Below are 12,254 nucleotides of genomic sequence, written 5' to 3'. Positions count from 1 at the left end.
GTCCTTCCCGCAGCTGCGCGATGACCCGGTGCGCGCTCCGCTTCCCCGTCCATTCCTGGAGCCCCGCCAGGGCCGCGCGCAGCAGCCACACGCCGCCGAGCCAGAGCAGGAGCCTTCCATGGCCCCCGGCCACCTCGCGTGCATGCCCCAGCAGCCGGGCCAGCCCCCGCGCTTGCAGGACCGTGAGCGCGACCATCCCGAGCCCCAGGCCCGCGGTGAGCAGCACGTAGCGCCGCGCGGCGCCCGCGTGCCGCAGGAGCTTCGGGTCGAGCGGCTTCATCGGTCGGTCAGCCCTCTCCCAGCGCCGGGTTGAGCTCGTCGACGGTGACGCGCTGGCGGAAGACCCAGTAGGTCCAGCCCTGGTAGGCCAGTACGAACGGCACCAGCGCGACGGCGACGTAGGTCATGATCCGCAGCGTGTAGGGCGTGCTCGAGGCGTTCTGGACGGTGAGCGAGTGCGCCGGCTCGAGCGCTGGCATCACGTCCGGAAAGAGCGAGCCGAAGAGCAGCACGACCACGCCCGCGATGGCCAGACAGCTGAAGGTGAAGGACCAGCCCTCCCGCTCCCGCCAGACGCTCAGCGCCGCCGCCCCCAGCGCCAGGGCCACGAACCCCAGCACCGGCCACGTCCAGGCCACCGAGTAACGCACCTGCGTCCACAGGCCGAAGGCACCGCTGACGCCGAGCGTGGGCAACGCCATCCGCCGGGCCCAGCCAAGCGCCCGCGTCCGCAGCGTGCCCTGGGTCTTCAGCGCGACGAAGACCGCGCCGTGGCTGAGAAAGAGCAAGGTGGTGGCCAGGCCGCCGAGCAGCGCGAACGGAGACAGGAGGCCGAGGAACGTCCCGGTGAACTGATGATTCGCGTCGAGTGGCACCCCGCGCACGATGTTCGCGAAGGCGACACCCCAGAGCAGCGCGGGGACCCACGACCCCACCTGGATCGCCTGCTCCCAGCGGCGCTGCCACCGGGGGCTCTCCAGCTTGGAGCGGAACTCCAGCCCGACGCCGCGGACGATCAACGCGACGAGAATCAGGAAGAGCGGCAGGTAGAAGCCGGAGAAGAGCGTCGCGTACCACTCCGGGAAGGCCGCGAACGTCGCGCCCCCGGCGGTGAGCAGCCACACCTCATTGCCATCCCAGACCGGGCCAATCGTGCGCAGCACCGCGCGGCGCTCCGCCGGGGTCTTGCCCAGGACGGAGAGCCACATCCCCACGCCGAAATCGAAACCTTCGAGCACGAGGTAGCCCGTCCAGAGGACCGCGATGAGACAGAACCAGAGTGTATTCAGTTCCATGATTGTTTATCGATGCCAGGAAAGAGGGCCGGGAGTTCAGTAGCCAAACGACAGCGGCGCGGTTTCAGGATGGCTGTCCTCGCTCGCGAGGGTCGCCGGATGTTTCAGACCCGCCCGGACGAAATGCCGCATCAGGTAGAACCAGACCGCCGCCAGCGCGCCGTAGACGCAGGTGAAGCCAATCAGCGTCGTCCAGACCATGGCGGGGGAAACGGCGGTGGACACGCCGCTGGCCGTCAGCAGGCGAAGCGCGTCCACCCCGGTGGGGTTGGGCGCCACCAGCCAGGGTTGCCGTCCCATCTCGGTGAAGATCCAGCCGAAGGAACACGCGAGGAACGGGGTGGGCAGCGCCGCGAGGCTGAGCCGGGCAAACCGCTCCGAGTTGCTCGCCACGCCTCCGCGCGTGAGCCAGAACCCGAACAGAGCCAGCGCCGCGCTTCCCACGCCCAGGCCAATCATCAAGCGGAAGGACCAGTAGGTGACGGCGAGGTTGGGCGCATAGTCCGGACCCGCCCCGTAGCGCTCCTCGTAGCGTTTCTGGACGTCATTGACGCCCTCGAGCGGTGCCTGGAAATCCGCGCGCGCGAGGTAGGACGTGAGGCCGGGAATCTCCAGCAGGTGGCGCACGCCCCGGCAGTCGTTGTTCAGGTCTCCCACCGCGAACAGGGAGAAGGGCGCCCCGGCGCGTCCGTCGCAGAGCGCTTCAGCCGCGGCCATCTTCATGGGCTGCTGCTCGAACATCAGCTTCGCCTGGGCATCCCCGCTCACCGCCACGCCGATACCGGACACGATGACGGTGACCAGGCCGAGCCTGAGCCCGCCGCGAAAGGTCTGGGCCGCCGCCGCTTCACCTGACTGGCTCGAGCGCACCATCAGCCAGCCGCAGACGCCCGCCACGAAGGTGCCCGCGACCAGGAAGGCGGAGGTCACCGTGTGGGGGAAGGCCACGAGCACCGTGTTGTTGGTCAACACCGCCAGGATGTCCGTCATCTCCGCGCGCCCGGTGGCGGGATTGAAACGCGCCCCGACGGGGTGCTGCATGAAGGAGTTGGCCGCGAGGATGAAATAGGCTGAGAGGTTCACGGCGAGCGCCACCAGCCAGATGGAGGCGAGGTGCAGCGCGCGCGGCAGCTGCTTCCAGCCGAAGATCCAGAGCCCCAGGAACGTGGATTCGATGAAGAAGGCCGCCAGCGCTTCCATCGCGAGCGGAGCGCCGAACACGTCCCCCACGAAGCGCGCGTACTCGCTCCAGTTCATTCCAAACTGGAACTCCTGGACGATGCCCGTCACCACGCCGAGCGCGAAGTTGATCAGGAAGAGCTTGCCGAAGAGCCGCGTCAGCCGGAGCCACCCCGGCTTCCGGGTCACGACCCAGAGCGTCTGGAGCAGCGCGACGAGCGGGGCGAGCCCGATGGTGAGGGGGACGAAGATGAAGTGATAGACCGTGGTGATTCCGAACTGCCACCGCGCGAGCTCTAGGCTGGTCATGACGGAAAAGGCGTCATTGCAATCCCCCAGCCGTTCACGCTGCCTCGGATGCCCTCTTCCACCCGCGCAACCCCTGCGCGGCGCCATGGGGCCCGCGCAGATTCTGCGTTCCAGCGCGGCGGTTCGAGGACCAACCGGCTCTCCCTGCGGCGCCGCGAACTTCACACCGTCCGGGAAAACAGGGCTTCGCGGCCCTGGCGAGATAGGCGTCGAACACCATCGCCACGTTGCGCACGAAGAGGCGGCCGAGCGAGGCGCGCCTTCAGGAGGCCTCGTCCTGCCCCAGAAGGACAGCGGGGTCCGCCACCACGAGGTCCGCGCCGTGGCGGCGCAGCTCGGCGGGCCGGCCCACCCTGTCGACGCCAATGACATAGGCGAAGTGGGCTGCCCGCGCGGCCGCGACGCCTTCGGGCGTGTCCTCGAAGATGACCGCTTCCTCGACGTCGGCCCCCAGGGCCCGGACGGCCGCGAGGTAGAGCGCGGGGGGCTGCGTGGCGTCCAGCCGCGCGTCGAAGAGGTCCGGGATGCCGGCTGACTGGAGCAGCTCCGCGCCGTGCCTGCTCGAGGAGACGGCCGCGGTCCGGAGTCCCGCGGCGCGCGCCGCCTGGACGTAGCGGACCGTCCCCTCATACGTCTCCACCCGCTCCTGTCGGAGCAGCTCCACCAGGAGCTCTCCCTTGCGGTCGTTCAGCGCGTGGACCGTGCTCTCCGGCAGTTCGATGCCGCGGGCGTCGAGAAACGCGTGGAGGCCTTCCAGGGGCGGCCTGGCGTCGAAGTAGCGGCTGTAGTCGCGCACCAGGTCGAAGGGGATGAAGGGCTGCCGCGAGGACCTCGCCCGCTGCCGCAGGTAGTAGTCGCACAGCTGCTTCCAGGCCCGGGCGTGGAGGCTGGCGGTCTGGGTGAGGACCCCGTCGAGGCCGAAGAGACAGACGCGCGCGCGCGGCGGAAGCCCCAGCTTCGTCCGTGCGAGGGGCGGCTGGCCCAGGATGAAGGTGTCCACCGCGTGGGCGAATCCCTCCTCGTCGTTGGTGCGCGTGACGTGGCGCGCGGGCCCTTGGACCTCCGGGCTGGCGTTGCCCATGGCGATGCCCATGCCGGCGATGCTCAACATGGGCAGGTCGTTGGCCATGTCCCCGATGGCCGCTATCTGCTCCAGGGGAAGCCCGAGCAGACGCGCGGCCTCTCGGACGACCATCCCCTTGTTCGCTTCAGGGTGCGTGACGTCGACGTAGTACGGCGTCGAACGTGCCGCCGACGCATCGGTGCCCAGCCGCAAGGCGAGCTCCGCCTCGCAGCGCGCGACCCGCGCCGTGTCCTCGCTCACCCCGACGAGCTTGATGACTGCATCGAGCACGCCGTACAGGTCAGCGATGACGACCGGGTCGAACCCGACGTTGCTCCGCTCGCGCGCCACGCGGAAGGCCTCGGGGGCGCGGAGGAACCACTCCACCCCCTGGTAGACCCAGACATCCAGGCCCGCCTGGAGCATGAAGTCGACGGCCTGTCTGGCAATGGCGGGCGACAGGGTCCGCTGCGCCAGCACTGTCGTGAGATCGGGTTTGACGTACACGCCGCCGTTGAAGGCCGCCAGGGGAGCGGTGAGCTTCAGTGGGGCCACCAGCCCTGCCATCCCACGCGGCGGCCGCCCGCTCGTCAGGGTGAACTGGATGCCGCTGGCGCGCAGCCGGGCGACGGCCTCGCAGGTTCGCGGGGTGAGGATCTTGTCCCGCGTCACCATGGTCCCGTCGACGTCCGCGATGAGCAACTTGATGGTCATGGCTGTCTCCGCCCGCCCGCTCGCCGCCTCCGCACACCAGGCGTCATCCGTGACAGTGGGGGCCTGCATCAAGATGGCATCGCGACGTGGGCCGCACCATCCAGCCCGGTGCTCAAAGGCAGACCCGTTGCCAAGCGCCCCACCGCCAGTTGTTGGCGCACCGGGACGCCCTCACGTTTCCCTCCGGGGGATGGGAGGAACACATGCCGACGAGGCCAGGGCTCGGTGAAACCGCGCGAGCCATCATTGCAGACGGAATGGGCATCCTGGCGGCGGATGAGACGGTCTCCACGATCACGAAGCGCCTGACCGCGCGCGCCATCGAGTCGACCGCGGACAGCCGCCGCGCCTACCGGGAGCTGCTCTTCAGTACGCCCGCCATCACCGGATTCATCGGCGGTGTCATCATGCAGGACGAGACGATTCGTCAGCGCAGCGCGGCTGGCATTCCGCTGGTCAAACTGCTGTCGGACCGCGGCATCATCCCCGGCATCAAGGTCGACGCCGGCGTCCACCCCCTGGCCGGCGCGCCCGGAGAGTCCGTCACGGAAGGGCTCGACGGGCTCCGCGAGCGGCTCGAGGAGTACCGCGAGCTGGGCGCGCGCTTCGCCAAGTGGCGCGCGGTCTTCGTCATCCGCGCCGGGATGCCCTCCGCGGCGTGCATCCACGCGAATGCGCACGCGCTCGCGCGCTACGCCGTCCTCTGCCAGGAGCAGGGCCTGGTGCCCATCGTGGAGCCCGAGGTCCTGATGGAGGGCGCGCACGCGCTCGAGCAATGCGAGGACGTGACGGGGCGCGTGCTGCAGGCGGTCTTCCATGAGCTCTTCGCCGCGGGGGCGTCCCTGGAAGGGATGCTGCTCAAGCCGAACATGGTCACCGCGGGCCACGGCTTCGCGAGGCACGTCCCGGTGGCGGAGGTGGCGGAGGCGACGTTGCGCGTCCTGACGCGCCACGTGCCGCCCGCGGTCCCCGGAATCGTCTTCCTGTCCGGCGGACAGGACGCGGTCCTGGCCACGGAGCACCTCAACGCCATCAACGCGCTGGAAGGCCCGAAGCCCTGGACGCTGAGCTTCTCCTACGGACGCGCGCTGCAGGACGAGGCGCTCGAAGCCTGGCGGGGCCAGAGCGCGCAGGTGCCCGCCGCCCAGCAGGCGTTCCGCCACCGCGCCTGGTGTGACAGCGCGGCTGCCCTTGGCGCGTACAGCGCGGACATGGAGGGCGAAGCGGGTTTCGCCCCCTCCGACTCCACACTCCACACCCACCACTGATGGAAGGCATGCCATGGCACACCCCGAAGGAACGGAAGCGTCGGAGTATGGGTCGCCGTTGTCCGCCAGGGAGCACGGCCAGGGGCCCTCCGCTCCAGGCCGCGAGCAGACCCGAGGCGGGGGACCGCTCACCGCCCGGGAAGTGGAGTTGATGAACGCGTACTGGCGGGCGTGCAACTACCTGGCGGTGGGGATGATCTACCTCCAGGACAACCCGCTGCTGCACCGGCCCCTGGTGCCGAAGGACGTGAAGCACCGGCTGCTCGGCCACTGGGGCGCGAGCCCGGCGCTCTCGTTCACCTGGGTCCACCTGAACCGGCTCATCGTCGAGCAGAACCTCGACGTCATCTTCGTGGCCGGGCCGGGCCACGGCGCCCCGGGCGTGCTCGGGCCGGCGTACCTGGAGGGCACCTACTCGGAGGTCTATCCAGACAAGAGCATGGACGCGGAGGGGATGCGGAAGTTCTTCAAGCAGTTCTCCTTCCCCGGGCACATTGGCAGCCACGTCACCCCGGAGACGCCAGGCTCCATCCACGAAGGCGGCGAGCTGGGCTACAGCCTCTCCCACGCGTACGGCATGGCCTTCGACAACCCGGACCTCATCGTCGCCTGCGTCGTGGGTGACGGCGAGGCCGAGACAGGGCCGCTCGCGACGGCCTGGCACTCGAACAAGTTCCTCAACCCCGTGCGGGACGGCGCCGTGCTGCCCATCCTGAACCTCAACGGGTACAAGATCGCCAACCCGACCATCCTCGCCCGCATCAGCCCGGAGGAGTTGGAGGCGCTGTTCGTCGGCTACGGCTACAAGCCCTACTTCGTCGAGGGCAGCGACCCGGCCCAGATGCACCAGAAGATGGCGCAGACCCTGGAGCAGGCCGTCGAGGAGATCCGCGCCCTGCAGAAGACGGCACGGCTGACGGACACCCCGACGCGTCCGCGCTGGCCCATGATCATCCTGCGCTCGCCCAAGGGCTGGACCGGTCCGAAGGAACTGGACGGCCACAAGCTGGAGGGAACCTGGCGCTCACACCAGGTGCCCTTCGGCGACGTGCGAGGCAACCCGGCGCACCTGAAGGCGCTCGAGGACTGGATGCGCAGCTACCGGCCCGAGGAGCTGTTCGACGCGGAGGGACGGCTGATGCCAGAGCTCCGGTCGCTCGCGCCCAAGGGGGCCCGGCGGATGAGCGCGAACCCCCACGCCAACGGCGGCCTGCTCCGCAAGGCGCTCAGGCTGCCTGACTTCCGCGACTACGCGGTCAAGGTCGGCTCGCGCGGCACCTCGCTGCATGAGAACACGAAGCCGCTCGGCGAGTTCCTGCGCGACATCATGCGCGACAACCCGACGAGCTTCCGCGTCTTCGGTCCGGACGAGACCGCCTCCAACCGGCTCCAGGCCCTCTACGAGGTGAGCGGGAAGACGTGGATGGCCAACCTGGTGCCGGAGGATGCCGACGGGGGCTACCTCGCCCGGGACGGCCGCGTCATGGAGATGCTGTCGGAGCACACGCTGCTGGGCTGGCTGGAGGGGTACCTGCTCACGGGGCGCCACGGCCTCTTCCACACCTACGAGGCGTTCGCCCACGTCGTGGACTCCATGTTCAACCAGCACGCCAAGTGGTTGGACATCAGCAAGAACCATGTGAGCTGGCGGGCACCCGTTGCCTCGGAGAACATCCTGCTGTCCTCGACCGTGTGGCGTCAGGACCACAACGGGTTCTCACATCAAGACCCGGGCTTCATCGACCTGGTGACGAACAAGTCCGGCTCGGTCACGCGCATCTACCTGCCGCCGGATGCCAACACGCTGCTGGTGGTGGCGGACCAGTGCCTGCGCAGCACCGACTGCGTCAACGTCATCGTCGCGGACAAGCAGAAGCACCTGCAGTTCACCAGCATCGACGAGGCCGTCGCCCACTGCGCCAAGGGGTTCGGCATCTGGAAGCGGGCCAGCACGGACGAGGACGCGGAGCCGGATGTCATCATGGCCTGCTGCGGTGACGTCGCGACGCAGGAGGCCCTGGCCGCCGCCTCCATCCTGCGCGCGCGCGCACCGAACCTGAAGCTGCGCTTCGTCAACATCGTCGACCTGTTCAAGCTCCAGTCGTCGGCGGATCACCCGCACGGGTCCACGCAACGCGAGCTCCAGAGCCTGTTCCCGCCGGGCAAGCCCATCATCTTCAGCTTCCACGGCTATGCGTCACTCATCCACAAGCTGGCCTATCGCTTCATCGACCACGAAGACCTGCACGTGCATGGCTACCGGGAGAAGGGCAACATCAACACGCCCTTCGAGCTGGCAATCCTCAACGAGACGTCCCGCTACCACCTGGTCATCGACGTCATCGACCGCGTGCCGGAGCTGCACGCGAAGGCGGGGCACCTGAAGGAGGAGATGAAGAACGCCATCCTCGACAACCTGGCCTACGCGCACGAGCACGGCCGGGACCGGCCTGAGATCGCGGACTGGACCTGGCCGGACTGAGGTTCGCGCCCTGGAGCTCCCGGGCCTTCCGAAGAAGGCCCGGGAGCCGCGTCAGGCGCGGGGCTCGGTGAGGGTGTAGGCCGCGTTGACGAGCGAGAAGTGGCTGAACGCCTGCGGGAAGTTGCCCAGCTGCGCGTGCAGCTTCGGCATGTACTCCTCGGCGAGCAGGCCCAGGTCGTTGCTCAAGGACAGCAGGTGTTCGAACAGCCGCCGGGCATCCTCGAAGCGCCCCATCATCTGGTACGTGTCGGCGAGCCAGAACGAGCACGCGAGGAAGGTGCCCTCCTCTCCACTGAGCCCGTCCACGGAGCCGGTAGCGTCCGGCTTGAAGCGGAGCACCAGCCCGTCCTGGAGCAGTTCGCGCTCGATGCTCTCCACCGTGCCCACCACCCGTGGGTCCGTTGCCGGAAGGAAGCCGGTCAGCGGGATGTAGAGCAGGCTCGCGTCCATGTCCTTGCCGCCGTAGTACTGCGTGAAGCTGTTCAGCTCGCGATTGAACCCCTGCGCGCAGACCTCCTCGAAGATGGTCTCCCGGGCTTCCAGCAGCCGCTCCATCGGGGCCGCCATCTTCGTCTCATCCGAGGCCTTGATGGCCCGGTCGAGCGCCGCCCACGCGGCCACCTTGGAGGCGGTGAAGTGGCGATTGGGTCCGCGCATCTCCCAGATGCCCTTGTCGGGACTCTGCCAGACCTTCATCGCGTGCTCGGCGACGTTGAGCAGCGCGCGCTGCGCGACGGGGCCGACCTCGCCGAAGTATTTCGCGCCCGCGTAGAGCACCGCGGCCACCTCGCCGAGCACGTCGAGCTGGAACTGGTTGTAGGCCCCGTTGCCGATGCGCACGGGCTTCGCGCCACCGTAACCATCGAGCCAGTCCAGCGTGGACTCCGTGAGGCGGCGCTCGCCTCGGATTCCGTACATGATCTGCATCTGGGCGGGGTCTCCCGCGATGGCGCGCATCACCCACTTCCAGAACGAGGATGCCTCGTCGCGCAAGCCCGCGCGCGACAGGGCGTTGTGCGCGAGCGCGGCGTCGCGCAGCCACGTGAAGCGGTAGTCCCAGTTGCGTTCGCCTCCCGGCGTCTCCGGGAGCGACGTGGTGGGCGCGGCCACGATTCCGCCCGTGCTCTCGTAGCTGCAGGCCTTGATGGTGATGAGGGAGCGGACGACCTCGTCGCGGTACCTCGGCGGCGGGACGATTTTCGACGCCCACTGGGTCCAGTAGCGGTCGGTCTCCTGTTCGGACTGGTCCGCATCCAGGTTCGGCGGGACCTGATCCAACCACGAGTAGTTCCAGCTCATCACCCAGGAGAACCGCTGGCCCTCGGTCACCTCGAAGTTCGAGACCAGTGGGGACGCCGTATCCCTGTCCGTGCGCCGGAGGAAGATGGCGTCCGGGCCGGCGAACGCACGGAGCGAGCCGCCCACGCTTTCTACCTTGGGGATGGAGCGGCCAAAGGCGAAGCGTGGCGTCAGCTTCGAGTGCATCGCCACCGTCCCCTTCACCCCCACGACGGTCCGGACGATCCTGGGGAACTCCTGGCCGACAGGCATGAAGTCGATCAACCGGACGGAGCCCGAGGCGCAGGTGAACTCCGTCTCGAGGATCAGGGTGTCCTTCCGATAGCGGCGGGTGATCTTCTGGATGGACTCCCTCGGTGCGAGCGCCCACTCACCGTTCTCCTCCGTCCCGAGCAGGCTCGCGAAGCAGGCGTCCGAGTCGAAGTCTGGCAGGCACAACCAGTCGATGGTCCCGTCCCGGGCGACCAATGCCGCCGAGCGCATGTTTCCGATGAGCGCGTGGTCCTCGATCTTGCGGTTCGTCTGGACCCCCAGCTGAGCTGGGATGACAGGCTCCTGGGCCTTCTGTTTCTGCGTGATTTGTTCCGCCATTGCGTTGGCTCCCGTATGCCTCATGATCAAGCCTTGACGCTGGCGCCCGGGGCGCGGAGGCGCAACCGCCGCGGCGGAGGGAGAGCGACCGCTTGGTGCTCCGGGGGCGAGCAGCTCCCCGAAGCTCATGGCCCCCGTGATGGCGGCTGGGAGAAGATCGAATCAACCTACTTCCAGGTGAGCATCGGCAAGGTCGGGATCTTCAGGAAGTCTTCGGGAAGGGGATTGTCCCGCGTCTTGCTGACCGTGACGAAAATCCACGGATGATCGCTGTAGTAACCGCTTTCGAGCGACTGGTCGCCGATCACGGGGCGCGCGATACCGGAGAAGCGGGTGGGCTCGATCTGGGTCGAGTCGTTGGTCACCACCGCGTTCATGAACCGCTGTGGCGCGTCCTGGCTGGTATTCGACGCGCGCGTCGACACCACCTGCTCGATCCGGTCTCCGACGGAGATGTATTGCGGACCCGACGCATACTCGGGCATGAACTGCGGATTGAAGGAGCAATCGAAGTTGAAGTCGCCGATCAGCAGGTCGGCGCCGCTGAGCTTGCTCCACGCGATCTTCTCCTCAAGCACCGCGCGCGCTTTCTCATCGTTGTTCTTGCACGCACTGACGTACTTGGACGAGAAGTGCACGCCACACGCGACCAGCTTGATACCCGCCAGCTCCTTGGTGACCAACAAGACATTCTCATTGTTGTTGGTGACGGCTCTCTTGGCTGAAAACCGGGCTTGCTTCTCCTCACTGTCGCGGTGGGCGGAGCGGACGTAGCCAGCGATCTGCTGCTTCCAGTCCTTGACCCCGCCTTGGTCGTTGTAGGGGAGCGCCGACTCGTCCATTCGCAGGTACTTGACGTCATGAACGGTCAATTCGTCGGGGAACTTGTTGTAGTTCAGTTCCTCCGACAGAAAAATCAACTCTGGAAACACCTTCGGAACCAGCGAGGGGGGCGTCAAGTGCTGGGTGCAGCCACATTTGACACGGGATTGACGAGACCCAACCGCCACGTGAGTGAAGAGCAACTTCTCCCAGTCGCGATCGTGCTCCGAACCGAGCTTGTCGACGGCCGCGCACGCGATGACGTCGTAGTTGATGTCCCATCTGACCTTGTTCTCCACGGTCTTCGACAGCAACGGATTGGCTCCTTCCGGTCGAAACGCCAAGGTCACATTGGAGTTGGTCGACATGCTCACCAGCTCCTTCGGTGTCATCGGAGGCATGAGGTCGAGATTGCGCTTCTCCAAGAATGCCTGGTCGAATGGCATGCGCCGGAACGAGTCCTTTTCCGACAAGAAGATCTCGCCGCGCGTGCCGGAGTCCGAGAGGCCCTTTTGCGTCCGGGAGGTGCCGCCCGCGTCGAACGGAATGAACAGCACGGACAGCGCGCTGTGCTGGCGCTTGCGCTTCTTGAGAATCGCGGAATCGTTCGAGCCCGAGGGCTGATTCGTCGCTTCGTACTCCGCCCGGCTGCGCTTCTTGGAGCTCGTGCCCGGTTGTTTGGAACAGTCGCAGCGTCCGAACGAGAAGGGCGGGAGCGGGGCACCACAGTTCGTGCAGTTCATGGCGAGAACTCCAATCGACCTCGAGGAATGGGCAGCTCGTACCCGGTGTCCCCCAACGGCCCCCAGCGCGTCTGGGAATGCGCCGAGGTCCGCCAGGGGATGTCCCCAGCAGGCGCGTCGCGGAGACGGACCGCGACGTGCCCCGGAGCTCAGTCGATGATGGGCCCCGGCGACCCGCCGCCGCAGCCCCGGCTCATCTCGCAGAAATTGAGGGGGGCATACCCGATGCAACACTCGTCGGCGCTGGTTCCACACGCGACGCCACACTTCGGGCGGCAGTCCGCGTTGCGGCTGCTCGCCGAAGGATAAACGCAGACACCGTTGCCCCCATTGCAGAGGGAATAGGGCGCGGCCCCCACGTTGCAGACGTTGATGGCGTCCTCCCGGGAGGCGAGCTCGGCCGGCGAATCCACATCCGCCTCCGTGCCACCACAGCCCACCAGCAGGACCGCCGCCAACAATCCCTTCAGCATCTTTGACATGATTCCT

General features: G+C 67.6%; 9 protein-coding genes. 2 read left to right on the top strand and 7 right to left on the bottom strand.

Going from position 1 to position 12,254, the window contains the following annotated elements:
* The 4 genes from D7V77_RS12590 to D7V77_RS44260 form a co-directional block, all read right to left on the bottom strand.
* On the bottom strand, positions 1-280 hold a 280-nt coding region (locus D7V77_RS12590), incomplete at its 3' end, for a hypothetical protein (RefSeq protein ID WP_199733773.1).
* Between the two features lie 7 nt (positions 281-287).
* Entirely contained in the window at positions 288-1,295 is a 1,008-nt protein-coding gene (gene cydB, locus D7V77_RS12585; RefSeq protein WP_120576519.1) for a cytochrome d ubiquinol oxidase subunit II, read from the bottom strand.
* A gap of 36 nt (positions 1,296-1,331) precedes the next feature.
* Entirely contained in the window at positions 1,332-2,783 is a 1,452-nt protein-coding gene (locus tag D7V77_RS12580; RefSeq protein WP_120576518.1) for a cytochrome ubiquinol oxidase subunit I, read from the bottom strand.
* 262 nt (positions 2,784-3,045) lie between these two features.
* The gene (locus tag D7V77_RS44260) at positions 3,046-4,560 is read right to left on the bottom strand and encodes a Cof-type HAD-IIB family hydrolase (protein ID WP_233596913.1); all 1,515 of its coding nucleotides are present in this window, start codon (positions 4,558-4,560) and stop codon (positions 3,046-3,048) included.
* Positions 4,561-4,763: 203 nt separating this feature from the next.
* Here D7V77_RS44260 and D7V77_RS12565 point away from each other — a divergent pair, with 203 nt between their 5' ends.
* Both D7V77_RS12565 and D7V77_RS12560 read left to right on the top strand, forming a co-directional pair.
* A complete protein-coding gene (locus D7V77_RS12565; RefSeq protein ID WP_120576516.1) occupies positions 4,764-5,828 on the top strand; it encodes a class I fructose-bisphosphate aldolase in 1,065 nt (354 codons plus the stop codon).
* 13 nt (positions 5,829-5,841) lie between these two features.
* Positions 5,842-8,310 (top strand): phosphoketolase, encoded by a 2,469-nt coding sequence (locus D7V77_RS12560; protein WP_172814491.1) that lies wholly within the window; start codon positions 5,842-5,844, stop codon positions 8,308-8,310.
* Positions 8,311-8,361: 51 nt separating this feature from the next.
* Here D7V77_RS12560 and D7V77_RS12555 read toward each other — a convergent pair whose 3' ends face one another.
* From D7V77_RS12555 to D7V77_RS12545, 3 genes are all read right to left on the bottom strand, one after another.
* Positions 8,362-10,200 carry a glycoside hydrolase family 15 protein gene (locus D7V77_RS12555; protein WP_120576515.1) on the bottom strand — a complete coding sequence of 613 codons (1,839 nt, stop codon included), beginning with the start codon at positions 10,198-10,200 and terminating at the stop codon, positions 8,362-8,364.
* 167 nt (positions 10,201-10,367) lie between these two features.
* Positions 10,368-11,765 (bottom strand): hypothetical protein, encoded by a 1,398-nt coding sequence (locus D7V77_RS12550; RefSeq protein WP_120576514.1) that lies wholly within the window; start codon positions 11,763-11,765, stop codon positions 10,368-10,370.
* 149 nt (positions 11,766-11,914) lie between these two features.
* A complete protein-coding gene (locus D7V77_RS12545) occupies positions 11,915-12,247 on the bottom strand; it encodes a hypothetical protein (protein WP_147452057.1) in 333 nt (110 codons plus the stop codon).
* Positions 12,248-12,254: the final 7 nt, after the last annotated feature.

Origin of the sequence: Corallococcus sp. CA041A, assembly GCF_003612075.1 — a bacterium.
GTDB classification, from domain to species: Bacteria; Myxococcota; Myxococcia; order Myxococcales; family Myxococcaceae; genus Corallococcus; species Corallococcus exiguus.
Note: the sequence above shows the minus strand (reverse complement) of the source record. Positions and strands in the feature narration are given on the sequence as shown.

Bases quoted from the DNA above. Each gene is read 5' to 3' on its own strand.
- cydB (WP_120576519.1), bottom strand. From the start codon at position 1,295: ATGGAACTGAATACACTCTGGTTCTGTCTCATCGCGGTCCTCTGGACG.
- D7V77_RS12580 (WP_120576518.1), bottom strand. From the start codon at position 2,783: ATGACCAGCCTAGAGCTCGCGCGGTGGCAGTTCGGAATCACCACGGTC.
- D7V77_RS44260 (WP_233596913.1), bottom strand. From the start codon at position 4,560: ATGACCATCAAGTTGCTCATCGCGGACGTCGACGGGACCATGGTGACG.
- D7V77_RS12565 (WP_120576516.1), top strand. From the start codon at position 4,764: ATGCCGACGAGGCCAGGGCTCGGTGAAACCGCGCGAGCCATCATTGCA.
- D7V77_RS12560 (WP_172814491.1), top strand. From the start codon at position 5,842: ATGGCACACCCCGAAGGAACGGAAGCGTCGGAGTATGGGTCGCCGTTG.
- D7V77_RS12555 (WP_120576515.1), bottom strand. From the start codon at position 10,200: ATGGCGGAACAAATCACGCAGAAACAGAAGGCCCAGGAGCCTGTCATC.
- D7V77_RS12550 (WP_120576514.1), bottom strand. From the start codon at position 11,765: ATGAACTGCACGAACTGTGGTGCCCCGCTCCCGCCCTTCTCGTTCGGA.
- D7V77_RS12545 (WP_147452057.1), bottom strand. From the start codon at position 12,247: ATGTCAAAGATGCTGAAGGGATTGTTGGCGGCGGTCCTGCTGGTGGGC.